The 26,380-nt window shown below is 61.0% G+C and carries 23 protein-coding genes; 8 read left to right on the top strand and 15 right to left on the bottom strand.

Going from position 1 to position 26,380, the window contains the following annotated elements; all coding sequences use genetic code 11:
- Nucleotides 1-6: 6 nt before the first annotated feature.
- Both ACILSE_RS11180 and ACILSE_RS11185 read right to left on the bottom strand, forming a co-directional pair.
- Complete coding sequence (locus ACILSE_RS11180) at nt 7-1,302, bottom strand: PQQ-binding-like beta-propeller repeat protein (protein ID WP_395717470.1); 1,296 nt, start codon at nt 1,300-1,302, stop codon at nt 7-9.
- Between the two features lie 76 nt (nt 1,303-1,378).
- The gene (locus tag ACILSE_RS11185; protein ID WP_395717471.1) at nt 1,379-2,452 is read right to left on the bottom strand and encodes a hypothetical protein; all 1,074 of its coding nucleotides are present in this window, start codon (nt 2,450-2,452) and stop codon (nt 1,379-1,381) included.
- A 158-nt stretch (nt 2,453-2,610) separates the two neighbouring features.
- Here ACILSE_RS11185 and serA point away from each other — a divergent pair, with 158 nt between their 5' ends.
- Nucleotides 2,611-4,218: a phosphoglycerate dehydrogenase gene (gene serA / locus ACILSE_RS11190; protein ID WP_395717472.1), complete on the top strand. Its 1,608-nt coding sequence runs from the start codon at nt 2,611-2,613 to the stop codon at nt 4,216-4,218.
- Nucleotides 4,219-4,291: 73 nt separating this feature from the next.
- Here the strand turns inward: serA and ACILSE_RS11195 are convergent, their stop codons facing one another.
- Nucleotides 4,292-6,307 (bottom strand): acetylxylan esterase, encoded by a 2,016-nt coding sequence (locus tag ACILSE_RS11195; RefSeq protein WP_395717473.1) that lies wholly within the window; start codon nt 6,305-6,307, stop codon nt 4,292-4,294.
- 69 nt (nt 6,308-6,376) lie between these two features.
- Complete coding sequence (locus tag ACILSE_RS11200) at nt 6,377-7,645, bottom strand: right-handed parallel beta-helix repeat-containing protein (protein WP_395717474.1); 1,269 nt, start codon at nt 7,643-7,645, stop codon at nt 6,377-6,379.
- A gap of 70 nt (nt 7,646-7,715) precedes the next feature.
- Here ACILSE_RS11200 and ACILSE_RS11205 point away from each other — a divergent pair, with 70 nt between their 5' ends.
- Nucleotides 7,716-8,348 carry a DUF3800 domain-containing protein gene (locus tag ACILSE_RS11205; RefSeq protein WP_395717475.1) on the top strand — a complete coding sequence of 211 codons (633 nt, stop codon included), beginning with the start codon at nt 7,716-7,718 and terminating at the stop codon, nt 8,346-8,348.
- Nucleotides 8,349-8,451: 103 nt separating this feature from the next.
- On the opposite strand, the gene ACILSE_RS11210 is transcribed toward ACILSE_RS11205, so the two are convergent.
- The gene (locus ACILSE_RS11210; protein ID WP_395717476.1) at nt 8,452-8,721 is read right to left on the bottom strand and encodes a hypothetical protein; all 270 of its coding nucleotides are present in this window, start codon (nt 8,719-8,721) and stop codon (nt 8,452-8,454) included.
- A gap of 2 nt (nt 8,722-8,723) precedes the next feature.
- The gene (locus tag ACILSE_RS11215) at nt 8,724-8,852 is read right to left on the bottom strand and encodes a hypothetical protein (protein ID WP_395717477.1); all 129 of its coding nucleotides are present in this window, start codon (nt 8,850-8,852) and stop codon (nt 8,724-8,726) included.
- A gap of 389 nt (nt 8,853-9,241) precedes the next feature.
- Between ACILSE_RS11215 and ACILSE_RS11220 the strand changes: the two genes are divergently transcribed.
- Nucleotides 9,242-10,186 carry a hypothetical protein gene (locus ACILSE_RS11220; protein WP_395717478.1) on the top strand — a complete coding sequence of 315 codons (945 nt, stop codon included), beginning with the start codon at nt 9,242-9,244 and terminating at the stop codon, nt 10,184-10,186.
- Between the two features lie 17 nt (nt 10,187-10,203).
- Here ACILSE_RS11220 and ACILSE_RS11225 read toward each other — a convergent pair whose 3' ends face one another.
- Together ACILSE_RS11225 and ACILSE_RS11230 are read right to left on the bottom strand one after the other, a co-directional pair.
- Nucleotides 10,204-11,601, bottom strand: a complete 1,398-nt coding sequence (locus tag ACILSE_RS11225) for a N,N-dimethylformamidase beta subunit family domain-containing protein (protein WP_395717479.1) — start codon at nt 11,599-11,601, stop codon at nt 10,204-10,206.
- Between the two features lie 141 nt (nt 11,602-11,742).
- Complete coding sequence (locus ACILSE_RS11230; RefSeq protein WP_395717480.1) at nt 11,743-12,420, bottom strand: sigma-70 family RNA polymerase sigma factor; 678 nt, start codon at nt 12,418-12,420, stop codon at nt 11,743-11,745.
- 142 nt (nt 12,421-12,562) lie between these two features.
- On the opposite strand from ACILSE_RS11230, the gene ACILSE_RS11235 reads away from it, so the two are divergent.
- Genes ACILSE_RS11235 through ACILSE_RS11250 form a run of 4 tightly spaced genes read left to right on the top strand, consistent with a single transcriptional unit; the run spans nt 12,563 to nt 17,473 of the window.
- Complete coding sequence (locus tag ACILSE_RS11235; protein ID WP_395717481.1) at nt 12,563-14,242, top strand: TolC family protein; 1,680 nt, start codon at nt 12,563-12,565, stop codon at nt 14,240-14,242.
- On the top strand, nt 14,239-16,032 hold the full coding sequence (locus ACILSE_RS11240; RefSeq protein WP_395717482.1) for an efflux RND transporter periplasmic adaptor subunit: 1,794 nt from the start codon (nt 14,239-14,241) through the stop codon (nt 16,030-16,032). Before ACILSE_RS11235 ends, ACILSE_RS11240 begins: the two co-directional genes overlap by 4 nt.
- A complete protein-coding gene (locus tag ACILSE_RS11245; RefSeq protein WP_395717483.1) occupies nt 16,032-16,781 on the top strand; it encodes an ABC transporter ATP-binding protein in 750 nt (249 codons plus the stop codon). The genes ACILSE_RS11240 and ACILSE_RS11245 overlap by 1 nt, the downstream gene beginning before the upstream one ends.
- A 44-nt stretch (nt 16,782-16,825) precedes the next feature.
- Nucleotides 16,826-17,473, top strand: coding sequence for a LysM peptidoglycan-binding domain-containing protein (locus ACILSE_RS11250; protein ID WP_395717484.1), 648 nt, complete (start codon nt 16,826-16,828; stop codon nt 17,471-17,473).
- A gap of 13 nt (nt 17,474-17,486) precedes the next feature.
- Here the strand turns inward: ACILSE_RS11250 and ACILSE_RS11255 are convergent, their stop codons facing one another.
- From ACILSE_RS11255 to ACILSE_RS11280, 6 genes are all read right to left on the bottom strand, one after another.
- A complete protein-coding gene (locus tag ACILSE_RS11255) occupies nt 17,487-20,207 on the bottom strand; it encodes a PVC-type heme-binding CxxCH protein (RefSeq protein ID WP_395717485.1) in 2,721 nt (906 codons plus the stop codon).
- Between the two features lie 77 nt (nt 20,208-20,284).
- The gene (locus ACILSE_RS11260) at nt 20,285-20,692 is read right to left on the bottom strand and encodes an OmpA family protein (protein ID WP_395717486.1); all 408 of its coding nucleotides are present in this window, start codon (nt 20,690-20,692) and stop codon (nt 20,285-20,287) included.
- Nucleotides 20,693-20,806: 114 nt separating this feature from the next.
- Nucleotides 20,807-22,024: a hypothetical protein gene (locus ACILSE_RS11265; RefSeq protein WP_395717487.1), complete on the bottom strand. Its 1,218-nt coding sequence runs from the start codon at nt 22,022-22,024 to the stop codon at nt 20,807-20,809.
- Nucleotides 22,025-22,032: 8 nt separating this feature from the next.
- Nucleotides 22,033-22,893 (bottom strand): TonB C-terminal domain-containing protein, encoded by an 861-nt coding sequence (locus ACILSE_RS11270; protein WP_395717488.1) that lies wholly within the window; start codon nt 22,891-22,893, stop codon nt 22,033-22,035.
- Between the two features lie 9 nt (nt 22,894-22,902).
- The gene (locus ACILSE_RS11275) at nt 22,903-23,325 is read right to left on the bottom strand and encodes an ExbD/TolR family protein (RefSeq protein WP_395717489.1); all 423 of its coding nucleotides are present in this window, start codon (nt 23,323-23,325) and stop codon (nt 22,903-22,905) included.
- Nucleotides 23,322-24,173: a MotA/TolQ/ExbB proton channel family protein gene (locus tag ACILSE_RS11280; protein ID WP_395717490.1), complete on the bottom strand. Its 852-nt coding sequence runs from the start codon at nt 24,171-24,173 to the stop codon at nt 23,322-23,324. The genes ACILSE_RS11275 and ACILSE_RS11280 overlap by 4 nt, the downstream gene beginning before the upstream one ends.
- 257 nt (nt 24,174-24,430) lie before the next feature.
- Between ACILSE_RS11280 and fbaA the strand changes: the two genes are divergently transcribed.
- Nucleotides 24,431-25,462, top strand: a complete 1,032-nt coding sequence (gene fbaA / locus ACILSE_RS11285) for a class II fructose-bisphosphate aldolase (protein ID WP_395717491.1) — start codon at nt 24,431-24,433, stop codon at nt 25,460-25,462.
- A gap of 543 nt (nt 25,463-26,005) precedes the next feature.
- Here the strand turns inward: fbaA and ACILSE_RS11290 are convergent.
- On the bottom strand, nt 26,006-26,194 hold the full coding sequence (locus ACILSE_RS11290) for a hypothetical protein (RefSeq protein WP_395717492.1): 189 nt from the start codon (nt 26,192-26,194) through the stop codon (nt 26,006-26,008).
- Nucleotides 26,195-26,380: the final 186 nt, after the last annotated feature.

The following is a 26,380-nucleotide window of genomic DNA, read 5'->3' on the forward strand; positions in this document are numbered from 1 at the left end:
GTTGATTCACGGCACCGGCTGACCCTTCGCGCCGATGCAGTAGAGTGAACTGGCGGTGCGGACGAAGAGCTTCTTGTCGCCGATGGCCGGGACGGAGTTCACCGGGGCATCGAGCTTGCTGGCGGCGATTCGTTCGAACTTCGTGCCGGCTTTGATGACGATGAGGTCGCCCTGTTGGCTCGCGCAGAAGATTTTGCCGTCGCCGGCGACCGGGCTGCTGAAGAATTTCGCGCTGCCGGCGGTGCCTTCGACACGTTCCTCGTAGATGACCTTGCCGGTCTTGAATTCAACACAGCGCAGGATACCGCCGTCGCCGAGGAGGTACATCTCGTTGCCGATCACGAGCGGGGAGGGGACATAGGGCAGGCCTTTCGGAATGTCGAACGCGACAGGCTGAGGTTTGCCGCTCTTCAGGTCGAGCGCGGCGATCTCCTTCACGCCGCCGCCGGTGCCGAAGGTGCAGAAGAAGAAGTCATCGCTGAGCACGCCGGAACCGAGTGAGCGCTGCTTATAGCCGGGATTGTGCTGCCAGTTGATCTTGCCGGTCTTGAGGTCGATGCCCATGACACCGCTGCCGGTGTCGGAGCAGATGATTTCCTTTTTTCCGTCCTTCAAGGTGTGCACGACGGGCGTGGAGAAGGTGTTGAGGCAGTTCGGGATGTCGAGCTTCCAGGCCTGCTTGCCGGTTTTGGCGTCGAGTCCGACGATGCAGGACTTCCACTTCTGCTGCTCAGGATCTTCGGTGTACACCTTGCCGTCACGTTGCCAGTCGAACTCGCTGCGCACGATCATGATGCCGTCCTCGACGATGGGGGAGATGCCGGTCCCGTGCTCGTGGATGTAGTCGGCCACGTGGTCGTTGTGCCAAAGCAGCTTGCCTTTGTGATCGAGGGCGAGCGCCTGGATGTTCGTGCCGGAGCTCCAGTTGATGTAGATGCGCTCGCCATCGACGAATGCGGAACTGCTGGCGAAGGTGTTGTAAGTCTTGTGGATGTTGTGCGGGACGAACTCGGTCTCGTAGCGCCAGAGTTCCTTGCCATCCTTGGCCGAGAGGGCGATAACGGCGCGTTTGTTGGCCGCGGTTTCGGCGGTGACGACGACCATATCGCCCCACAGCACCGGCGAGGACCAGCCTTTGCCGAGCGGCACCTTCCAGAGCGTCGTGCTTTCATCGACCACGGACGGCAAGCCGGTCGTGTTGGCGATGCCGGTGCCATTGGGGCCGCGAAAACGGGACCAGTCGGTGGTGGCGTTGGTGGTGGTGACAGCAAAAAGTGTGACGAGGGCGAGGCTGATTTTCATGCGGGCAGGTAGAACGCGGAGGTGGACGGGAAAATTACCGTGAGAGAATGAACAGCACTCAAAGCGGCCGGAAGGCTCAAGCGGGCGTGGAGGGCGATGGCAGCGGAAGTTCCGACTGCACCGTCGCGGTGACTTCCGGAGGTGCCACGGCCTTCGGCTCTTCTTCCTTGGGCGTTATGACTTCGACAATGGGGGTAGGTTCGGCAGCGGGCGAAGGCTTGGGTTTAGCGGGTGCCTCGGTCATTGCCTGGTTGGATTTCGATGCATCCAAGGCCTCGCTGAGGCGGTATTCGAGCTCCGCGATCTTGTAGCCGTCCTCTCTTGCTCGCTTGCGCGACTCGGCCTCCAAATGGGCCAGCTTCTCCTCCAGATCGCGGACTTTCTTATCGCTGGAGGGCGCGGAGGGCGCTCCTGCCACGGGGGCGGAGGAGACGCCGACCGCGTTCATGAATTCCTTTTGCACTATCTCGATTCGTGCCTCGGCGGCCTTCAAGGCGCGCTGAAGGTTACCGATCTTCACCTCGGCCTGCTGGTGAGCCTCGCGGGCTTTTGCCAGCTCGGCCTCCGGACCGCCCGCGGCGGCATAGACGGCCTGCTCGTCACGAATTTTCTTCAATTCGACCGCATTTTCCTGCATCTCCTTCTTGTGCCGCATCACCAGCTCCTGGGCTTCGATGAGGCGCTTTTCAAAATCGGCCGCACGGGCATTGGTGGCCTCAATGGCCTGTTCCTGGGCCTTCACCCGGCCCTGTTCGGCGGAAAGTGCCAGTTCCAGATCCTTGATGCGCGACTGCGTGGGCGCCAGTTGCGCGGCGATTTCGCGCGTGGCGGCCAGTTCACTTTCAAGCCGCGCAATCTGCTGGGAGGCGTCGTTTGCGCGGCGCTCGGCCACTTCGCGGTGGGTGGAGAAGCGCTGCTCGGTGTCCGCCAGCTTCGCGGCAACGGCATCGGCGGCCTTTTGGGCCTCGGCTGCCGCGGCTGCTGCCCGTGCTTGTTCTGCTTTCAGCGTGTTTTCGGCATCAGCCCGTTGCTTTTCGAGCGCTGCGGCGGATTCGGCCTGCTGGCGCTTCGACTGGCCCCGCATGACGAGCCAGACAACAAGCGCCGGCAGCACGAGGGCGGCCGCGGTCACGGCGATGAATTCTTTCATGGAAAGAGGGCTGGCCAGGGCAATCGCTGCGGTGGCGAACTTGGTTCCTACGAGCATGCGCATTCATGCTCCGCCCCCCCTCTTCTGTCCAGCACGCATTGCTCCTTGAGCGCGGAGGAAAGGCGGCTAGTCTGCGCGCCCTTTTCCCCAAAAACACCATGTCCAAGTTCAACATCCTCATCGCCGGCAACAACGACCCCATTTCGAGCAAGGGCATCGACCTGCTCAAAGCGGAGCCGTCCTTCAACGTGACGGTGAACATGGACCTGAAGGCCGAGGACAAGATGATCGAGGCTTCCCGTGACGCCCACGCGATCATTGTGCGCAGCGGCGCCAAAGTGACCGCCAAAGTGCTCGAAGCCGCCCCGAATCTCAAAGTCGTGGGCCGTGCCGGTGTCGGCGTGGACAACATCGACGTGCCTGTCGCCTCGAAGCGCGGCGTCGTCGTCATGAACACCCCCGGCGGCAACACGATCTCGACCGCTGAGCAGGCCTTCACCTTGATGATGGCCCTCTCCCGCAAGACCCCGCAGGCACACGCCACCATCGTCAGCGGCAAATGGGACCGCAAAAGCTTCCAAGGCACGGAAGTGTATGGCAAAACGCTCGTTGTGCTCGGCATGGGCCGCATCGGCGCCGAGTTCGCCAAGCGGGCGAAGGCCTTCGGCATGAGCGTGGTGGCCTATGACCCGTATTTGAGCAAAAACCGCGCGGAAAGCCTCGGCGTGACTCTTTGCGAGGATCTCGACGCCGCCATCGTGCAGGCCGATTACATCACGATGCACATGCCGCTCACGCCCGAGACGAAGCACATGATCAATGCGAAACGTCTCGACACGCTGAAGCCAAGCTGCCGCATCATCAACTGCGCCCGCGGCGGTCTCATCGACGACGCCGCTCTGGCCGAGGCCCTCACCGCTGGCACCATCGCCGGTGCCGCGCTCGATGTGTTCGAAACTGAGCCACCGCCTGCTGATTACCCGCTGCTCAAGGCTCCGAACACCGTTTTCACGCCGCATCTCGGTGCCTCGACCGAAGAAGCGCAGGAAAACGTCGGCATCGAAATCGCCGAAGTGATCAAGGCGCACCTGCTCCAGGGCACCGTGGTCAACGCGGTGAACATGCCGAACGTCGATCCGAAGGTCCTCGCGGAGATCGGGCCGTTCCTGAAGTTCGGCGAACTCCTCGGCCGCCTGGTGTCGCAGCTCGCTCCGGCGCGTTCGAACGTCGTCAGCATCAACTACAGCGGCAAAGTCGGCACGGGGGACACGACGCTCATCTCACGTGCGGTGCTGAAAGGCTTCCTTGAGCGAGCCGTCGGTGCTGAACAGGTCAATTACATCAACGCCAACGGCGTCGCCGAAAACCTTGGCCTGCGTTTCACCGAAAGCCGCCTCTCCGAAGCCAGCGAATTCACCGATCTCATCGAAGTAGAGGCCAGCAATGGCACGGAGAAGGCCAGCATCGCCGGCACCTTCTTCGCCGGCGAGCCGCGCATCGTGAAGGTGAACGAGCGCCACATCGAAACCCGCCCTGAGGGCACACTTTTGCTCATCGAGAACCAGGACCGCCCCGGCATGATCGCCGCCTACAGCACCATCCTTGGCAAGAACAACGTGAACATCGCCGACATGTCCCTCAGCCGGAACAAGGAAGGCGGCACCGCGCTGACGCTGCTCACGCTCGATTCCACTCCAAGCGAAGCCGTGCTGGCCGAACTGGAGAAAATCCAGGGCATCACCCGCGTGCACTGCGTGGTGGTGTGATGGAAGCCGCCTGAGCTTGCCTGAATTCAACCAACAAAAAAACAAGGGGCCGTTTGGCCCCTTGTTTTTTTGGTCACTGCATCAACCAGTCGATCGCCGGAGGCTTGCGATCTTCGTTCTCGCCCGCGACCCAGCGCCGCTTTTGATCATAAAGCGACAGCATGCCGGGTAGATCGCGATACTTCGCTCCACCGGGTAGGAACATCGGATCGCGATAGTCCAGCACCTTGCCAAAGCGGAAGCCGTGCGTGCTGACTGCGGCGCGATCCACCTGCTCACCGGCCAAAGCAAGCGCTGCGACGGAGATCGGGCCGGTTTGCGGGCCGAAAGCCGCAAGGCAGAGGGTCTTCGGGTTCGGATGGCTGCCCACCTTGGCTTTGCGCAAGAAGGTCACGACGCTGAGCACGTCGTGCACTCGTTGGGCGAAGAGGGTGTGGTTGTAGCCGAAGGTGTAACCGGCGAATTCGCGTGGATTGGCCACGACGCGGGTTTGTTTGACCGGTTCGCCGCCTTGGAAGAGCAAATCGACGCCGACGACAGCATTCCCCGCGGCGACGAGCTCTTTCACTTCTTCATTGGCGATGCCTGAGCGGCCCTTGTCGTCGAGCCAAACGATGACACGGTTGTTCCACTGCTTTGGATACAGCCAAGTTACAGTCATTTCTTCGCTGTGCGTCTTGTTGGTCAGAGCGCCGGTCATTTCGAGGTGATTGCCGCGATCCTGCTTGTCCTTGAGCGACCACTCAACCTCGCCCGCCTGGTCGTAGGTGCGGCCGAGAATGACTTCGATGCCTTGACGCAGGACTTTCGGGTCAGACGAGGCCAGTTGTTTTTCAGCATCCTCGGCGAAATACTTCAACAGCTTGCGCTCGAACTCGGGATCGGCGGCCTTCGGTGCGGGATGCTTGTCGTCCCAGACGGTGAGTTGCTCCTTGGTGAGCGGCTCATAGTCCTGCTCGATCACTGGTGAAGGGAAGCCGAGCTTGAAGTGCTTGTTGACGAAGGTGTAGAACGCCGAGCGGGTGACGGCGTTGTAGTTGTGCGGGAAGTGCTCGCCGCGGAGGAGGAAGACGTTGTCCTTCTTGCCATGCGTCTCGTAGAGCTTCTGCAAATCAGGAAAGCCCTTGGTCGCCATTTCCTTGGTCCAATCATTCGCCGTGTTCATGCCCTGCGGTTTTGGCGCGAAGAGACCTGCGAATTCGACATTGCCGGTGCCGATGCGCAGCAGCGAGGCGTTTTCACACGTGCAGCCGCCCTGCATCGACGTGCTGACCATCACGCAGGGGAAGGAGAGCTTGATGCGGTCATCGATGGCCGCGAGCAGCATCGTCTGCGTGCCGCCGCCGCTGGCACCGGTGATGGCAGTGCGCTCGGGATCGACCTCCGGGAGCGAGAGCAGGAAATCGAGGCCGCGCACGGCGTTCCATGTTTGCAGACCCATGATGGACTGAAGATGCGACTCGGCCTGCGGACTGTAGAGGCCCCAGTTCTCCTCCGTGTTGGCCTCCGGCCGTTGTTTGGCGAATTTATGCACGATCTCACGCGAGAACTGGATGGAGTCCGAGTCGCTGAGCATGTCCCACTGCCACACGACGCAGCCCATGCGGGCGAGCTGCACGCAAAGTGACTGGAAGATGCTTTTGCCACCGCGTTCAAAGCGTTCGCCTCCGGCGGCGATCTCACGTCTCACCACATCATCCGCTGCGATGGACAAGCGCGCATCCTGCCAGTGCCCGTGCGCGAACATGACGCCTGGCACCTTGCCTTTGATCGTCTTCGGCTTCCACAGGCTGCCGGTGACGAAAAAGCCGGGTGCACTCTCGAAATAGACCTTCTCCACCGTGAAGCCGTCACCCTCGACCTTGCCATGAATGACTGGATTGAGCGGCGTCTTCGTCGGCATCGGCCACAAACCTTCCGCCACCAGAATCTGCCGCCGCACCTGCTCCTTACGTTGATCCCATTCACTCAGCGATGAAGGTGGATTGAAGGGAAAGTAGCCGTTCAGATCCTTCGGTGGCTGCAGGCGGATGTCTTCGGCCTGAGCGAGGGCTGTGGCGAAGAAGGCGAGGAGAAGCTTTTGTTTCATGGTTGGAAAGTGACCGCACTCAAACGGCGCGAGCGGTCGAAGTTCATCACGAACGCGATGAAGTGACAATCACAATCCCTTCGTCTGGCTGCCTTCCACGACGATCTGCTTCGTGTCGGGGCCTTGTTTGACCACCTCGCGCTTCTTGCCGCCGCGAGTTTCGGTGAAGGTGTTGTCGCGGATGGTGATGGATTCGGTGCCGCCCTGGATGTCGATGACGGCGCCGCCTTCGGGGGCGTTGTCGATGAAGGTGTTGCGCTCGATGCGGTTGCGGTGGCCGGCGAAGTCGGGACCGCGCTCGGGGCGGAAGAGGACGCCGTTGAGCTTGCTGTCGCGTATGGTGTTACCGGTGATGAGGTTGTCGGTGTCGCGATGGCCGATGGAGATGCCGACGCGGTTGCCCTCGATCGTGTTTTGCTCGGCGAGGCCGTATTTGACGCCCCAGCAGAAGAAGATGCCGATGTCATTGCCGCGCAGGGTGTTGTTCCGAATGACGGGCCGCTGCGAGCCGCTGCCGGGATGCAGGCCGAGGTTCTTGTTGTTCTCGCTGACGCAGTTTTCGACCACGACGTCGTGGCAGATCTGCCAGGAGATGCCGTCGCCGTGGTTGTTGCGGGCAGTGACGCCGCGGATGTGGATGCGGTTGCAGTCCTGGAGGAAGATGCAGCCGGCGTAATTGCCATCGAGCTCGGCGTTGTGCTCGCGGTTGCCATCGAGCACGAGGTTTTCGATGCGCAGGTCGTCCACGAACTCGCCGCTGAGCAGCGGGAAGAGCGTGGAGCAGGTGGCGTCGTTCATCTGCCACAAGTTTTCGCGCAGGGGCTTGTCGAGCTTGAAGCGGTTGCCGCTGCGGGCGGTGAGCGTGCGCTTGATCACGGTCTGGCGGCCGGTTTTGGCGTCCTTCGCCCGCAGGCACACGCCATCGCCGATGCGGAAGCCCGCGGCGTTGTGCAGCGTGATCTCCTGGTCATACCAGTCGCTGTCGAGCTTCAGCGGTGTGGTGGTGGAGGACTCTTTGATGAGCACCGTCTTCTCGCCCTCGCCGATGAGATGCACGCCGCTTTGCAGATAGACGGCGTTTCTCAGTCGATACGTGCCCGCCAAGATGCGCACCGTGCCGCCGCCAAGTCTCGCCACATGATCCACCGCCGCCTGAATGGCCCGCTGGTCGCTGCCGATGATGTCCGCGTCCTTCGTGCCGACAGTGATTGTCAACGTCTCCTCCCAATTCGGCTGCACCGCCGTGTCTCCACTCGTCTGCCGCGGCAACGTGACCTCCGGCCGCTCCGCAGCGAAAAGCGAGGACGTGATCGCGAGAAAGAGCAGCGTGGGTTTCATGCGGGGATTACGCTTGGGGCTTGCGGGCCCTCTCAGAGACACCTAGAAAGCTGTTCCACCGAAATTCGCCATGCTCGTTTTCATTGATGAATCTGGAGACACAGGTCTGAACATGGCCTGCAAAGCCACCTCGCCCCGATTCATTGTGACCTTGGTGCTGATCGAGGATCGTGAGCAAGCAACGGCCGTGGATGAGCGAATCCAGGCATTGAAAAAGGAACTCGGCCTGCGGGCTGAATTTGAATTTCACTTCTACAAGCTCAAGCCAGCCTGGCGGGAGAGGTTTTTGCGTGAAGTGGCCTGCTTCGAGTTCTTCTATTTCTCTGTCGTGCTCGACAAGGCGGGCCTTACCGATCATGGCGTGAAAACGCCCGCTGAATTGTACCGCTACACCTGCGGATTGGTGTTTGAGCTGGCGAAGCCGTATTTGAGGAACGCCACCGTGGTCATGGATGGACAAGGAACCGAGCTTCTACGCCGCGAACTCACCTCTTACCTTCGTCGCAAAGTCCAGGCGGAAGCCCACGGGACATCGCTGATTCACAAGGTGAAGCTACAGGACTCCCACAAAAACAACCTTCTCCAGCTTGCCGACATGGTATGCGGCGCGGTGGCCCGCTCTTTGACTGACAAGCCGGATGCCGCTGTCTATCGACGGATCATCTCTCATCGCGAAATGCAGGTGGCTCATTGGCCCCGGTGAATTGGAGTCCGCCGACCCTATCCTCGCGGAAAGTGCTCCATACGGTGCCTTTATCGGGTCGGCGGCAATTCCACGGCCAGTGTGCTTTGCCAGGCTGGAACTGTCAAATACCTGTTTGGGCCGGTATCGGCAGCGGCTCACCGTAGTAGCGGAGGTAGAAGGCGCGGCGGCGTTCGTCCTCGGGCAGTTCCGCGGGGATCGTGCTCCAAACCATCGCCCGGGCCGTCGCGCTCATGTCAAAGCCCATGAGGAGGCGTTCGGCGGGCGTCTGGCGCATCATCGCGGCGAACAGCATCGCGTTCACCTCCGGCGTGGTGTCCTTCACGGCAAAACCCGTGTCAGCATATCTGTCAGGTTCAATTTTGCTGACCATGTTTACTTCCTCGTGTCGACAGTGATCGTCAACGTCTCCTCCCACTTCGTCTGCAGCAGCACCGTGACCTCCGGCCTCTCCGCGGCGAAAAGGGAGGGCGTGAGCGCGAGAAGGAGCAGCGTGGGTTTCATGCGGGGATTACGTGGAAAGCTTTGAAAGGCTTTCCTGTTGGCAGGTGCGTCTTGGCCGAGCATGATCACAAACAGAGTTTATGGAAGAATCTCAATTAAGGCACCTCGCAAAAGTTCACCTGCTTCCTTGGTTTAGCGGCGCTTCGATTGACTCCAAGAGCGTGAAGTCATCTTCCAGAGAGTCACAAGTGGCATTTGTTGATCCATGCACAATCGCATTCAAGGCTCGTTCGGAAGATGCTTAAAGGCTTCATCTGAAACGAAGCCAGGCATTTGATGGATTAGGTGAAGGCAAGCTTACCGAGATAGATCTGGTCAAAGCCTTTGTCAGAGTGGTGGGGAATATGCAGGCAGGCTTGAATAGTTGGTATCAAGCCGATCTGGCTGCGATGTTTCCTCGACGTGTGATTGCGAAGTCGCTGTGTGCCAAAAAGGATGAAGAAGAGGCTCTTTTATTTGTTCTGGATCAGATGGCTGTTTGGTCAGGTAGGCAATACGAAGGGAGGCCGATAGCCGCGGCAATCGGCTTCGACCGAGCTATTAAAGCCAGCGAGGTTAACTTTCACGATGTCTGCCACGACGATTTCAGCGCAGTCATGTCCAACGGATTTGATACCATGGTTGTGTGTGACTTCATCGGTAGGATCGCGGGGCATGAACAGCTCGAACATCCAGAAGCACCTCCATCATTTGCGCCAAATCGATTGCAAGCAATTGCTCAATGGGCCGAAAACGAACGTGTCGCCGTGGTGCTGAATCGTAGTGGAGATATTTTAATTTTCAGGAGCCGCGAACTGGTTTTTGCCAGGCGAAGTGGACGCTGGCACTACTTGAAACATGCGCCGTTGTTAACTCAAATGGGGCGTCCAAGTGATATGGACGTTAGAACCGCAATTTATGAAAGTGCGTTGGATGCTTCATTTGCTCGAACAGGTGCCTGCATTGGTTTGGTAGTAGCCGCTCAAAACAACAAGTGGAGGTCAGTGGCAACTTCAGCATCTGATTACCTTTCGCCTGCCCACTCAAAAAAAGCGAAAGCATTGGCAGCGATGATTGCAGACCGTCCGTTTCACAAATTGGATCGTCGGTTAAGACAAGAGCTGCTGGCAATAGATGGTGCTACAATCTTGGATCACAAAGGGCGAATTCTCGCTGTTGGTGCAATTTTGAAAGTTGAAGGTGGAAGTTCTGGAGGCGGTCGTCTTGCAGCAGCGAAAGCACTATCAAAACTCGGCATGGGTATCAAGGTATCTCAAGATGGCCGAATCCAGGCCTTTCGCGAAGGCGAGGATGAGATCCTTGATCCGGTTGAAGAGATTTTTAGGATCATGTAATTGACTCTGGCAGGCCATCACCTCCCCAGCCTCTCCAGCACATTCTTCGTGATGCGCACCACATGCGCGTCATTCCCTTGCAGCCCATGCGCCCAATCGGTGGTAGCGGCGGTAAAGACGGTGCCGGTGTTCGTGTAGAGGCCGAGGCATGCGGCGCCGGTGCGGCCGATCTCCCATTTCTCATACCACTCGACATCATCCGGGTGCCAGCGGACGGGGCAGGTGCCGAGGACTTCGAAGCTCTTCGGCGTGCCGTCTTTGTGCGTGGCGAAGGGCAGGCCGTCGCGCCACTCGAGTTCGCAGCCGTCGCATTCGTAGCCGACGATGGTGTCCTTCGCGCCAAAGCGGTCGCCGCGCTTCAGGCCGGTGCCTTCGTAGATCCAGTGGTCGGGGCGGTGCACGATGTAGCTGGCCTCTGCGTCCATGAACTGGCCGTGGCTGCGCATGTAGCCGCCCCAGAGGAAGCCGACGCCGGTGAGCTGGTTTTCCGGACGCTGGAGCAGATGATGGCTCCACGCGGTGCTGAGTGTTTTGAAGTCGCGGGTCTGGAAGACGGGATCGAGGTGGTAGTTCTGCTTGAAGCAGGTGAAGGCGCGGCCCTCCGCCTCGCTGCGCACCTGCCAACAGCAGGTGTTGCCGCTGAAGAAGGCCACGTTGCCGCCTTTGGCGATCCAGGCCTCCAGGTTGTCGCGCATCGGCGTGCTCCAGTATTCGTCGTGGCCGACGCTGAGCACGAGTTTGTAGTTCGTGAGCATCTCGGGGCGGAATTCGAGGTCGTCATTGGCGGCGAATTCGAGCGGGTAACCGTTTTGCTCCGCCCAGATGACGAAGGGCAACTCCCAGCGGGCGAATTGTGAGGGGCCGGGCCGCTCAAAGCTCACGCGGCTGCCCTGGTTTTTCGAGAGGCTGTTGTAGGCATACACAGAGAAGCCGCCCCAGTTGTTGTAGGCGTTGTAGGTGTTCGAGCAGAGCTGCAAAAGGATCTTCGAGGTGCTGCCTGGCTTTGCCTGACGCACGATGAACCACGCGCTGCTGCTGGCCGTGCGTGCACCGCGATGCGTCCATTTGCCACCAGCATCCGCCGCACGGAAGGCGACCTCGTAGTAGCCGCTTTTCCACTCCGCACCGACGGGCACGCGCACGCTCTCCGGCCAGCGGCAGCCGTTTGCGGAGGCATCCTCCGGCACGGGATGTGCCGCGCCGGGCACGTCAGCCTTCTTCCACACGATCTCGCGTTTCGCGCCGAGTCGCGTGACCTCGATCTCAAACTTCGCCGCCGTGGTGCTGACATGGATGGGGATTTCCTCGCCTTGAGCGACGCTGCGCTGACCGGCGTAGCCTTCGATGAAAAGCGCCACCGGATCGGCCGCGCGGAGGACTGAGACGATGAGGAGGAAGGCGAAAGTGCGGAGCATGAAACGGCTACGCGATGGGGATGCGGACGCTTTCAGGAGGGAAGCGTTATGAGTGATTGGTTATAGGTCGGGAATGCTCGCAGGGAGGCCAATTCGTTTGTCGTTTAACCTCTAACTTTTAACTTCCAACCTTTGACCGCCTCACTGCTCCGTCTCTGCCAGCTTCGCGGCCTCACGCTTCAAAATGCGGCCCACGCGATGCTTGGCGAGATAGACCTGCGCCGCGTTGACGCCGAGTTCCTTCTTCACGCGTTCTGGACTCCAGCCTTTGATGACGTAGCAGGAGAAAATCTGGAACTGTCGAGGCGAGACGAGCGCGCGCACACGGCGCAGCGCGATGTCCATCACCTTGTCCTGCCATTCCTTTTCCCAGAGTTTTTCGAGGGCCACACCGTTCGGGTCGGCACAGCGGTCGATCGGCGAGGTGCGGCGTTCGTCCTGTTCCTCGCCCGCGTAGAGGTTGGCTTCGCGGCTCTGCTGCTTCTTGCGCCGGCGGAATTGATCGAGGATGCGCCAGCGAGCCTGGTTGAGGAGGAAGGATTTGAAGGAGCCGAGGCTGGTGTCGAATTTCTTTTTTTGAAGGTTCTTGGCGACACCGATGAAGGTCTCCTGCACGACATCGCTGGCCTCGTCGTCGCTGAGTCCTGTTTTGCGGGCCACATGAAACACGAAACCCGAGTAGGTGCGGTAGAACTCGTCCCAGCTCGCCCAATCGTCCCAGTTGTCGAGCTTCTCGATGAGCGTCTTCCGGGTCGGGGGGGATCCGGAGGTCTCCTTCAGGAGTTCTTCTGCTTCAGCGACTTTGGGTTCGTCGGACATGGGTGGGGCAGGATAGTAGCGGCGGCTTCAACCGTGGCAAAGGGGTTTTGTTTTCCAGCGATAGACACGGGGTGAAAATCCCGTATTGCATCGCCCCCCGAAACCAATCTTCCGGAGTATCCACGCTCCGGCCACAGAACTCATGTCAAAACACCGCCTTTTCCATCCTGCCGTCGCGTCGCTGACGCTTGTCGCGCTGGTGCTGACCGGCTGCACGGCGGCGTCCTACAAAAAGTGGGCGGACAAGGAGGTCTTCGGCATTCTGCGCAAGAAAGCCAGCAAGGTGCCGAACTCCGGGCAGGCGATTCTGGACATCACCCCGCCGCCACCGGTGCGGATGGAGGAACTGCGCAAGAACGTGGGCAAGGTGGAGTTCCTCGGCGACCGGGCCTTCATCGAGGAAAACGCACGCGTGCTGAGCCTGGCGGACGCGCTGAATTTCGCGGTCCATCGCAACCGCAACTACCTTCTGCAAAAGGAACTGGTCTATCTCGCCGCGCTCGACTTGACGCTCACACGACAGCAGTTCACGCCGATTTTCGCCGGCGGCGGATCAGGCATGCTGGACAGCACGAAGGTGCAGAGCGGCGTGAACAATCTCGTGCGCACCTCGACGCTTACGACGAGCGGCGATCTCGGCTTTTCCGCGCTGACCCGCACCGGTGCGCGCCTTGCGACGAATCTCACGACGGACTTTATTCGCTTTTTCACCGGCGGCCGTGATTCCGGCAACTCGCAGCTTGGATTCACTCTCACACAGCCGCTGTTGCGCGGCGCGGGGTATCTGGCCGCCTCGGAAGTGCTCACCCAGGGCGAGCGCAACGTGCTCTACGCGATCCGCAACTTCACGCAGTATCGCAAGACCTTCGCCGTGGACGTGGCCACGCAGTATTTTCGCACCATCCAGACACGCGAGTCGGCTCGCAACGCGCACATCGCCTACATGGCTTTCAACAAGGTCGTGGAGCGTGAGACGGCGATGGCGGAGGCGAACCTGCGCAGCAAATCGTCCCTGGGGCGTCTGCTTCAATCGCAGATCACCTTCCAGCGAAGCTGGATCACGGCGATGCGGAACTACGAGCAGGCGCTGGATGACTTAAAGATCCAGCTCGGCCTGCCGGTGACGGAGCGAATCGTCCTCGACTACAAAGACATGAGCGATCTGGAGATCATCGACCAGAAGGGCACGCTGGACGAGGCCATCGACACTGCCTTGACCGCGCGCATGGACCTTTGGAACACACGCGACCGCATGGAGGACGCCAACCGTCGTGTTTTGATCGCCAAACAAGACATCCTGCCCTCTGTAAATTCGCTGGTGAACTACAACATCCTCGACAATCCGGACCGCAACGATTTCACGCTCACGCCGCGCAACCGCAGCACCACCCTGGGGCTGAATTTTGACCTCAACCTGAACCAGAAGCCCGAGCGCAACTCTCTGCGCTCCGCCACGATCGCCGAGCAGCGCGCACGACGTGAGCTGGAACTGGCAGAGGAGGGGGTGCGGCGTGATGTGCGAGCCGGTTGGCGCGACCTCGAAGTGGCGCGCAAGCAGTATGAACTGGCCAAGCGCGGCCTGGAGATCAGCACGGCGCGTCTTGAAGTCGAGGAGGCGTTCAACGCCGAGGGGCAGGGCACGGCGATCGACCTCGTCGATGCGCAGCGCGACATGAACAGCACCCGCGACTTGATTGTTTCCACGCGGATCAGCCACGCGTTGGCGCGTCTGCAGCTCTGGCGCGACATGGGCGTCCTGTTTATCGAGAAAGACGGCTCGTGGGTGGACGTATTAAAAAGCGAAAAGCCAAAGGGAGAATGAAGAAGGGAAAGACCATCAAGGGGCTTGTCGCCATCACCACCGCCGCCGCATTGGGCGTGGCGGGCTGGTGGTTCATGTCCGGCGGTGAAGGGGAGGAGCATCAGGTGCCGACGTTTGTGGTGCAGCGGGGACCTCTGGAGATTAACGTGCTCCAAGGTGGTGAAATCCGCGCCCTGCAAAACACCGAGGTGAAGAGCGAGATCGAAATCCCGACAAAAATCCTCAGCCTGATCCCTGAAGGCTACCTCATCACCGAGGAGGATGTGAAGGAGGGCAAGGTGCTCATCGAACTCGACAGCACCGACCTCAAAACCAAGATCCAGTCGCACGAGATCGAGTTCCAGACCACGGTCTCGGCCTACATCGACGCGGACGAGGGGCGTGAAATCCAAAAGAGTGAAAACCAGAGCCTCGTGCGCGACGCCCAGCAGGAAGGCGTCTTCGCTTTGATGGATTTTGAAAAATATCTCGGCCGCGAAGTCACCGCCTCCATTCTTGCCGCCGCAGGATTGCCAAAAAATGTCGAGGAGTTCGACAAATATGCCGCCGTGCTGGAAACACAGGCGAACACGCCTGTCTTGTCTGATGCCGGCAAACCAAAGGTCGATGACAAGGCCAAGCCCGCGCAGAAGAAGGCAAGTGTCCCTGCGAGCTCGGAGCGCATCGACTTCATCCCCTTTCTGGAGCAGAAAGCGGAAAACGATGGCGAGGCCCAGCAGAAGCTCCGTCAGCTCGAGGATGAGCTGCTGCTCAGAAAATCAGAACTGGCCGTGGCCCGCCAGAAGGCCGAGGCATCACAGCGTCTTGCTGAAAGGAAATTCATCGCACAGGCGCAGCTTGAGAACGACCAGGTCAACCTGGAGAAAGTCGAGCTTGCGGTGAAGACGGCGGAGACGCAGCTCGCCTTGTTCAAAAAATATGAGTTCAACAAGCAGTGCTCGACTCTGGTGGCGGGCTATCAGGAGGCGCTAAAAAAACTCCAGCGCACCATCCGCGCGAACCGTTCGCGCATGGCCCAGGCGGAGACGAGGTTCGCCACCGCAAAGCGTCGCTACGAGATGGAATTGACCCAGCGCGAGGAATTGGAGCGCCAGCTCAAAGCCTGCGTCATCAAGGCCGCGCAGCCGGGGCTCGTGGCCTACGGCGACCTGAACGCCGGCTCCAGCTACAACTACAATTATCCCATCGAGGAAGGTGCGAGTGTGCGCTTCCGCCAGACGATGCTGACCATCCCGGACATGAGCCAGATGGGCGTGAAGGTGAACGTGCATGAGTCGCAGATCAAAAAAGTCCGCATCGGCCAGCCGGTGAAGGTGCGTGTCGATGCCGAGCCCGGCAAGGAGCTTGACGGACGCGTCGCGGAGCTTGCCGTGCTGCCGGATTCCACCAGCAGCCGCTACACGCCGAACTTGAAGGTCTATCCATGCACCATTCACATCAACGGTTACCACCCGTGGATGAAGCCCGGAATGAACGCCAAGGTTGAGATCATCGTGGACCAGCTTGCTGACGTGCTTTACGTGCCGGTGCAGTCCGTCGAGGTCGAGCAGGACCAGCACTTCTGTTACATCAACAACGGTGGCGCGCTGGAGCGGCGCGCGATCAGCACCGGCTTGTTCAATGACGAGTTCATCGAGGTGCGGGATGGTTTGAAAGGGGGCGAGCCCGTCGCGCTCACGCTGCCGAAAAAGTCGGAGATTGAGATCAACGGCGGCGGAAAGGCCAAGCCCGCCGGTGAGACTCCCGCAAAGCCGAAGCCCGCCAAGGACATCGCCGCAGCGAAACCGTGATGCCATCCGCCGATCCCATCATCAAGCTGGTGGACATCCGCAAGAGCTACCAGATGGGCGACATCACCCAGCACGTGCTCCAAGGTGTCTCGCTCTCAATCTATCCCGGTGAGTACGTCTGTATCATGGGGCCTTCAGGCTGTGGCAAGTCCACGCTCCTGAATGTGCTCGGCTGCCTCGACCAGCCGACGAGCGGTGATTACTTCCTCGGCGGTCAGAATGTCGCCCATCTCGACGATGACGACCTCTCCGAGGCACGGAACCGCAATCTCGGCTTCATCTTCCAGAGCTACAATCTCATCCAGCAGCTCAGCGTCATCGAAAACATCGCCGTGCCCATGTATTACGGTGGTGCGAAGGACGCCGACATGATCGAAACGGGCACACGCCTTGCCACGCAGGTCGGTCTGGAGCACCGCCTCTATCACAAACCCAACGAGCTCTCCGGCGGCCAGCAGCAGCGTGTGGCCATCGCCCGGGCGTTGTCGAACAATCCGCTCGTCATCCTCGCCGACGAGGCCACGGGCAACCTCGACTCCAAATCAGGCAAGGAGATCCTCGATCTCTTCGATGATCTCAACCAGCAGGGCAAGACGCTCGTCTTCGTCACCCACGACGAGCGCATGGTGGAGCGCTGCACGCGCATCATCAGACTGCGCGATGGTCTGGTCGAGCACGACCAGGCCGGGGCCAAGGCCGCCCGACTGCGTGGCAAGGTGGTCGGACCGCATTACGAGCTGGCGGCTTGAATTGAGCGTTGGCTTTTTCAGCGACGGGAGGCATTCATCCAGGCATGGCTCAATACACCGTCCAACCAGGAGATAACCCGGGCAAGATCGCGAAATCCTTCGGCATGACTCTGTCCCAGTTTCAGAAAATGAACCCGGGACTGGTCGAATGGGGCACGGGAAACTGGAAGGTGCTCTTTCCGGGCCAGATCGTGAACGTGAACGGCACAGTCACCGGTCTGCCGCCTGAAACAGCCGCCTCCGCCCCGACAAGTTTCTCCGCGCCGCCGCCGTGGATGCAGATCGCCATCATGGAGCAGGGCGTGCAGGAATGGGCACAGGGCGACAACCCGCGCATCCTCGAATACCTCAAGAGCTGCGGCATCAGCGGCAATCTGCTGCATGATGAGACGGCGTGGTGCGCCGCCTTTGTGAACTGGTGCGTACTGCGCTCCGGCTACAGGCCGCAGGGCAGCGCCAAAGTCTCCGACTGGTGGGGCTGGGGCCGCCCGCTGGCCGCGACCTATGGTGCGATCTGCATTTTGCAGCCGCTGACGACCGATCAGGCCAACAGCGGCCACATCGGCTTCCTGCATGCCTTGGACGCGACGAATGTGTGGCTGCTCAGCGGCAACTCAAAGAACCAGGTTCGCATCTCCGCTTATCCGAAGAGCAAGCTCATCCACAACGCGCCGTATCGCTGGCCGTTTTGAGGTGTGGCGGCGCTCAGTTGCCACCCCTCATGTACGCCACGATGTCAGCCACATCCTGGGCGCTGAGGCCGAGCTGGAAGGCGCTGAGCATCAGGCTGCGGTCGAGCTTGGCGCGCTTCTGCACGCGGCTCTTCGGCACGAACTGGTTCACGCCGCCCATGCTGCGCATGATCATGATGTCGCCATCGGTGAGCAGCATGCCGTGGATGGTCACGCCTTCCTTCGTTTTGACCTCCTGGCCGTCGTAGCCGTGCGCGATGTCCTTGCTGGGCTCCAGAATGGCCTGCGCGATGATCTCGGCGGGCTGGCTGCGGCCCCAGCCGTCGAGGTTCGGGCCGAATTCGACGCCCTGATCGTTGAACTGATGGCACATGACGCAACGGGTGACGAGCTGCGCGCCGTTTTTGGCGTTCCCGGTGAGTTTCAAGACATCCGCGACCTGATACGCCCCCGGCACAGCGGGCGGCGTGATGATCTCGACGAGTTTGGCGCTTTCGGGATCGAAGATGCCTTCCTTTTTGAGTTCCTCGGCGATGCCAAAGCTGCTCCAGTCGTCGGTGCTGCGTTTGATGATCCACCACATGACATCGGCATGAATGGGCGAGGTTTTGTCCTTCGCCAACGCGAGCACAGCCTTCGCGGCAGAGGCGTCCGGGATGAAGGCGAGCGTGTCGAGGGCCAGCTTGCGCTGCTCCGGCGTGAGCCTGGCATCCGCGGCGCGTTTTTGCAGCTCAGGCACGGCGGCGACGGGATGAAGACGCCAGGTGATGTGCGCAAAGTCGTCATTCCATTCGCCCACGGGCTTGAGGGCGGACCAGACGGCCTCCTCCTTGCCGTTGCAGCCGATGCCCCAGGCTTCAAGCAGCGAGCGGTCACCGCCGTCGATGTGATGTGAGAGTTTCACGAGGAGCGGCACGCTTTGGGCGGCTGGCACATCACGCAAAGCCACGGCGACCTCGCGGCGCACCATGGGTGACTGGTCGGCCGCCATGGTGGCGATCAAGTCGATGCCGTCGTCCGTGGCGGCGCGGATGGCACGCAGGGCCACCAGACGCTTGGTGGCGTCATCGCTCTCCAGCCAGCTTCGCGTGGCGATGAGGCCCTGCTCGCCGAGTTGGGCCGCGAGCCAAACTGCACGCGAGGCAAGATAGGGGTTCGCATGATCACGCAGCTTCAACACCTGCGGAAGCACCTTATCACCGGCTTCCTTCAAGCGTGTGAAGCCGACATGACGCACGTTGTTGGCAGGCGATTGCAGAGCGGCGAGCTGGCCCTCGACGGTGTCGAAATTGATGGCCGGAATTTGAGATTTGAAGCCCTTCGGAGCGATGCGGTAAATGGTGCCGCTGCAGGTCTCATCGGTGTCCTGATGGCCGCCGGTGCGCTTGTCATACCAGTCGGAGATGTAGATGGCCCCATCAGCACCCACGCAGACATCGGAGGGACGGAAGAGCGTCTGGCGTTCATCAGAGAGGTTGTTGGCTCCGCCGACGAAATCACTGCCTTTGAAGACGCCGGTGGTGTTCGTGGTGCAGAAGTCGAAACGCTCGAGTTTGAAGCCTGCGCCATCAGGTTTCGGCAGGTAGCCAAAGACAACATTGCGCCCGGTTTCGCAGCTCAGGAGCAGGCCGTTCCATTTCTCGCCGAGGGCTCCGTTTTCATAAAAGCACATGCCGGTGGGGGCACCGCCGCCATAGACATCGCCGGCGGGGATGATGCCGGGGTCTTCCTGACGCCACTCAGCCACGGGGATGGACTGGCCGGGGCGTTTGTCGGCACGCCACTGGCGTTTTCCATTGGCGGAGAAGAAGCCGAAGCTGCCACCTTCGATGAGATGGCTCACGCGGCAGGCGGGAGGATCATCGTTGTCGTTGAGGAACATGTCGCCAAAGCTCGTGCGCACGCCTTCGTAGCTGTTGCGGTAGTTGAAGCCGAGAATCTTCGCCTTGTGACCGCTCGGATCGACGCTGGCGGTGAAGCCGCCGACATACACATGGCCGTCATCGCTCTTCTCACCGGTGTAGGTGTTGTTCAGGTAGGCACCGCCGATGCGGAAGGTGTTGCCGCTTTTGTCGCTGAACTCGGCACCACAGTTGCCGTTGCTGAAGTAGAGACGGCCATCGGGGCCGGCATACACGCTATGTAGGCTGTGATCATGCTGCGGCTGTTCGAAGCCGGAGAGGAAGATCTCACGCTTATCCACCGCGGGGTCGAATTTGAGGTCGCGGTTCACATCGGTGTATTTGATGATGTTCGGCGTGTTCGAGACAAAAATCACATTGTCGAACACGGCGACACCTAGCGGGCATTCGAGTTCCTTCTCACGCACGAAGACATGGCTGCTGTCGCACTTGCCATCGCCATCGGTGTCCTGCAGCACGCGAACACAATCGCCCCCGCGGCTGCGGCCGCTGTGACGGCGGTAATTGACGCCTTCCGTGACCCACACGCGGCCCGCGTGGTCGATGTCCATGTTCGCGGGATTGAAAAGCTGCGGCGAGGTGGCCCAAACGGTGATTTCGAGGCCCTCGGGCAATTTGAACATCGAAGGCTCGAGATGCTCCGGTTTGGCCGTGGCGGCGTCAAAGGGCGGCTGGTTGTAGTCCGGCTTGAAGGCAGGCTTGGCGACTTCAAACGGGCCTTTGTCTTTTTTGGGTTTGTCAGGCTTGGCGGCGATGAGGAGAAGCGGCGCGGCGAGGAAAAGTGCGAGAAGAAGGTTTTTGCGTGAGAGCATGATTGAGGGGCGAAAAAAACGGGTGATCCGTGGTGATCTTGCCAGCCGTGGCGGCAAACGAACGGACGATGAAAACCTCAGTTCTGCCAGTAGATGACGACGACCGAGGAGGATGGGCCGCTGGGCGAGAAATCGTTGCCGTAACCGACCGTTTGCAGATTCGCGGGCTCGATGCCGAGCTCGATGAAGCGCTGGCGCACAGCCAGGGCGCGCCGGTCGGAGATCGAGCGCGCATGCTCCTGCGGCAGGTTGGGCGGCGCGTAGCCGGCGATGAGCAGGCGGGCCTTTTTGTCCTTCTCCATCTCCTCGGCGAGGTCACGGATGGGACGCTCGTGCGCCTCGGAGACTTTGAATTCGTCATCCTGGAAGCACAACGCCGGGCAGGCGGGCCTGAGGCTGTCATTCAACGGCGATGCGTAGTCGTCCCGCGGCCCGAGGGCATACACCACGGCCTCGGAGGCGGGATTTTTGAAGAAGGCGGGCATGGAGATGCCGCTGCAGGAGGAGAGGAGGGAAAGAAGGAGGAATGATGAATGGCGAATGATGAATGCTGCGGGAACATTCACACGTTCTGGAACTGGAGGAGAGTTCATCATTGTTCAGCGCATCCAGCGGGGTTCGGAGACTCGGCCAAAGCCGCGCAGCAACTGGCGCCGGTTGCCGCTGCGCAAATCATGCACATAGAGCTCGCCATGTTGCACATAGGTGATGAGGCGACCATTCGGGCTCCAGGAGGGATGTTGTGCGCCGCCGGCCTGGATGACGCGGGTGCCGCCACTCGGCCAGGGCTTGACGGCGACGGCCCATTCACCGCCTTTGCGTGTGGTGAAAGCGATGCTGCGCCCGTCGGGCGACCACTCGGGATCAGTGCAGAAGTGGTAGCCGGTGCGCCAGCGGTAGAGCCGCGATGCCTGGCCTTCTTTTTGCGGCACATCGACGATGTAGAGCTTCGGTCCGCTGCCGTCGTCGTCTGAAAAGACGATTTGTTTGCCATCCGGATGCCAGGAGGGGCTGGCGGGCGCGCCGATGGAGTCGCTGATGCATGCGGCGGTGTTCGATCCGAGATCGCTGACGAAGATCTCGGGATTGCCGATGAAGCTCATCATGGCGGCCAGGTGCGTGCCGTCCGGCGAGAAAGCGGAGCCGAAGCTGCTGCCGGGCGTGTCGGTGACGCCGCGCTCCCAGCCGACATTGAGGTCGAGCAGGCGGATGATGGGGAAGCCGTTGCGGTAGCTGGTGAAGGCCACCAAGGAGGAGTCGGGGGAGAGCGACGGGGACACCGCGCCGTGCTTGTCGTGCGTCACCTGATGCACGTCGCCGCCCTCGGCATCACAGACATAGATCTGGCGCTTGCCGCTCCGGTCGCTGACGAAAACGATGCGGCTGGTGGCCAGTCCGGGCCTGCCGGTGATGGTGTAGATGACGTCATCCGTGAAGGCCTTGAGGTTTTCATCGAGACCGGGCGCGGCGTAGCTGCGCTGGAACAACTCCTTGCCCTTCGCGTCGCGGAGTTTTCCGGTGACACGCCCGCCGATGGAGGAGCCTTCAATGGTGAAGTCGGACTTCTCGTCGGCTCCTGAGAGCAGGAATTCGCGGGAGTCGAGCAGCTCCTTGCGGAGAGTTTCCTGGGCGCTGGCCCCGGTGCCGCCGCTGAACGGGCCGATGCGGAGGCGCGGCATGGCTTTCTTCTGCTCGGCGGCATCCGCCTTGTCTCCGAGACCGATCCAGCCGCGCAGCGTGTCGAGCATGCCGGCCTCAGCCCGCGTGCCGTCGAGGACGGCGAAGGCGAGGAGAAGACAAAGCGCGCGAGCGTTCATGCGTGGGATCAGGGCAGGAGGAGGAAGTTCAGCTCCAGATCGTAGCTCTCTTTGGAGAAATTTGAAGGCAGTGGCGTGGAAATTTTTTTCACCTTCGAGGCGGCTTCGAGAATGGACTGGTCCAGCGCGTGGGAGCGGGAGAACTTGCTCATCTGCGCCTTCAGAATGGCGCCATCCCTGCCGACGGAGATGTTCAGCCTGGCCTCACGTTGCGCGGCGGGCACGGCGTCGATGGGCGGCGCGGTCCACCCGGCGAGAAAGGCGGCGTTCACAGCCTCATCGACGGCGTCCATGTCCACCGAGTCGTCGGGACTGGCCACGGCAGCGCCCGGCTGGGGCAGCGGCGGAGGGCGCAGTGTGTTGAGGCGTGCGACGTCCAGCAGCGTTGGGCTGGCGATCGGCGGGGCCGGAATGCCAGGGCGCGGGAGGGCTGATTTTCCCGGTGCGCGCCGCAAGGTGATGCTGCGGTTCGCGGATGGCTTCGGCGCGGGATTGGCGGGAGCAAACAAGGGCATGCCCGTCGGGTTCAACACCGGCTCCATGGCCTGCTGCGCGGGCGGCGGGGCGATGAGCGTGGCCTTTTGCACGGGAGCTTCGTCGATCTTCGGCGCGGCGGCGGGCGGAGTACCGGTCTTTTTGGACTTCGGGGCATTCGCGATGATGACAGACGACGGGGCGGCGGCCGGAAGGCTGCTCTTGAAATCGGCCGGACTCATCCACGTCAGCCGTGTCCCGCCGCCGTCCGCAGGAGCAGAGAGTTTTTCCTTCCACCACCACCATCCCGCGGCCACGAGGAGCGCATGCGCCGAGATGATGAAAAGCATGGTCGCCGAGATGGGCTCCAGCGTGGTGGGGCGGCTGCGTTTCATCGTCGGGGATCAGGGTTCCTCGGCATGCGTCGTGACGGCGGTCTTTTGAATGCCGGCGGCTTCGAGCATCCGCATCGTCTCCACGAGATTCTGCACCGGCAGCTCATGGTGCATGCGCACCTCGATGCCGAGGCCGGGCCGCTGCTGGGCGAGCTGTTTGAGCGAGGCGGGAAGATCGGCGCGCGCGAGCATCGCGCCGTTCAAGGTGACGGACAGGTCCTTGTTCACCAGCAGCGTCATGGTCTGCGCCGGAGGAGGCGTGACTGCCGGCTGCGGAACGGGCGCGGCGGCGACAGCTGTGACGCTGGTGGATTTCAGCAACGGAGCGGCCAGCAGGAACACAAACAGCAGCACCAGCACCAGGTCGAGCAGCGGCGTGAGGCTGATCTCGCTGATGAGCCGGAGCTGATGGCGGTTCGAGTGGCGTTTCATGCGCGGGAGTGGAAGGCGTGCATCGCCGAGGGCAGGGGGGAGGCGTTCGAGCCGGAGAAGGCGGGCATCGACGGGCTGCCGAGCGCGCTCATGCTCGGCAGCACCTCGTTGCTGAAGCGGTGATCGACAAACGTGCGGTCCAGGCCCGCGCTCAGCTCGCTGGCGAAGTTGTCCAGGCGCACCACAATGCCGCGGATGCGGCTCACAATGCCGTTGTAGCAGATCATGCTCGGGATCGCCACCAGCAGGCCGAGCACCGTGGTGACGAGCGCCGTTGTGACTCCCGGCGCCAGCGTGGCGAGATCCAGGGCCCCGTTCTTCGTGGCGAGCTGGCTGAACGTGTCCAGAATGCCCCACACCGTGCCCAGCAGGCCGAGAAACGGCGCTCCGCTCAGCGAGGTGGCCACCCAGCTCATGCGCGCTTCGAGCCGCAGGGCCGCCTCCGCCACACTGCGCTCCATCGCGTTCTGCACCGCGCCCATTTGGGAGGGAGTGATGCGTCCAGCACCTTGCAGACGTGCGGCGAAAGTGTCCCCCGGCTCGTCTTCGCCGAGGAGATACCATGCCATCTCCCGGCAGGCGGCGTGGTAGATGTGATAGTAGGGCGAGTACTCGTGATGTTCGCGGCGCTGGAAAAGCTCCAGGGCGTGATTGCTCTCGCGATACTCGCGCAGGAAGGAGAGGTTGGCGCGCTGCACGCGGGAGAGCAGGAAGTGTTTGCTCAGGATCACCGCCCAGCTCGTCACCGAGAGCAGCAGCAAAAGGCCGCAGATGATCCAGCAGGTCAGATTGCCGTGATCTAGACCGTATTGCAGGCCGGGCGAGAGGATGGATTCAAGAGGCGGCATTGCGGGTGAAGGAAGAGCCACTAGTTAAAGAACCTTAACAGTCGGGCGTCAAGGTGGTTATGGGAAAGGAGTTAAGGGTTAGGGGTTAAGGGTGATGGGGGCGCTGGCGGTGATGGACCGTTGCGGGTTGAGATTTCACCGTTTTTAACTCATCACGTCTAACTTAGAGCGCTTCAGTGCTCCTGCCGAAGCCACTCTTGCACCCGGCCTGAATCTTGCTCCCTTCGGCCGCTCAACTCCCTAACACACCCCACAAAATGCCCGTCGCCACTCCCGCCCAATACCGTGCCATGCTTGATGCCGCCCAGAAAGGCGGTTACGCCTACCCGGCCATCAACGTCACCTCGCTGCCCACGATCAACGGCGCGCTGAAGGCCTTCGCGGAGTCCAAGTCCGACGGCATCATCCAGGTCTCCACCGGCGGCGGTGAGTTCGCCTCCGGCACCGCGGTCAAGGACATGGCCCTCGGCGCCATCGTGCTCGCCGAGGCCGTCCACATTCTCGCGGCGAAGTACGACGTCCTCGTCGCCCTGCACACCGATCACTGCCATCCGAAGAACGTCGAGAAGTTCCTCAAGCCGCTCCTCGCCGCCACCAAGGCACGCCGCGAAGCCGGGAAGGGGAATCTCTTCAACTCCCACATGTTCGACGGCTCCGAGCTCAGCCTCGAAGAGAACATCAAAGTCTCCAAGGACCTCCTCAAGCAGTGCGCCGAGCTCGACATCATCCTCGAGGTCGAGGCGGGCGTCGTCGGCGGTGAAGAAGACGGTCACGACACCTCCGGCGTCGCGAACGACAAGCTCTACACCACCCCCGAGGACATGGTCGCCGTCTATGAGGCTCTCAACGGCATCGGCCGCTTCATGTTCGCCGCCACCTTTGGCAACGTCCACGGCTCCTACAAGCCCGGCGCCGTCAAACTCAAGCCCACCATCCTCCGCGATGGCCAGAAGGCGGTCATGGACAAGCACGGCGCGTCTGCCGAGATGGACCTCGTCTTCCACGGCGGCTCCGGCACCCCGCTTGAAGAAATTCGCGAGACCCTTGGCTACGGCGTCATCAAGATGAACATCGACACCGACACGCAGTACGCCTTCACCCGCCCCATCGTGGCCCACATGATGAAAAACTACGACGGCGTCCTCAAGATCGACGGCGAGATCGGCGACAAGAAGGCCTACGACCCGCGCTCCTACCTCAAGAAGGGCGAGCAGGGCCTCTGCGACCGCATGAAGGAAGCCTGCAACGACCTCCTCAGCACCGGCAAGACCATCTTCGGCACGGTCTGAGTGTCGTAGAACGGGCTTTGCAGTCCGTTTGCCCTTCACTCCAATCACCCACGAGGGCCACGCGCAATGCGTGGCCCTTTTTTTGGAGTAGCGACGAGTCGTCGCTCATTGGACGTCATGCCGACGACTCGTCGGCTCTCCTCACTCGCCCCTCCGTGGTTTTGCCGGCCGCCTTTGTTGTGCCTTCCGCCTTCATTGCCAAGGAGAAACCTCGCTCCCCCGCGTCATTTCGGAATCCAAAATGACAACCCGGAGGCTCGGGGACGCCAATTCGGAATCCGAATTGAGACCTCGGAGACTCCGGCATGCCAGTTCGGAATCCGAAATGAGACCTCGGAGACTCCGGCATGCCAGTTCGGAATCCGAAATGAGACCTCGGAGATTCCGGCATGCCAGTTCGGAATCCGAAATGAGACCTCGGAGACTCCGGCACGCCAGTTCGGAATCCGAAACGAGACTTCGGAGACTCCGGCACGCCAATTCAGAATCCGAAATGACGTTCCCGACCTCACCAGATGCCGGGACGCTTTGCCGGGCGGCGTCTTAGAGACGGCCGGACAGCGCAAGGCCCGGATCATGCATGAAACGAGAAGGAAAGCCGATGCATTCTTGTTTCTCCCGCCGACTCAAGGAGGCCGGCAGATGGGCTTCTGGAAAAATCGGCGCGTCTCCCTGAATCTGCGGGACATCCATTGAGGCATTTGGAGTTGCATGCGCGGCGTCCTGTTCCATATCCGCGCCATGCCGTAGCTTCCCGAGTTCGAAATCACGCTGCGTTGCGGCGCTGCGGGCCTAGGGCGTGTTTTAAAATTGGTTTCTGAGGGATAAAGTGCAGATGGCAAGAAGGACAAAAGCCATGAATGAAACATCGGTTTTGTCATACCGGGTGGCCACGCGTTGCATGCGTTTGATCTTTTC

The sequence above is a fragment of the Prosthecobacter sp. genome (assembly GCF_044236155.1).
GTDB lineage: Bacteria > Verrucomicrobiota > Verrucomicrobiia > Verrucomicrobiales > Verrucomicrobiaceae > Prosthecobacter.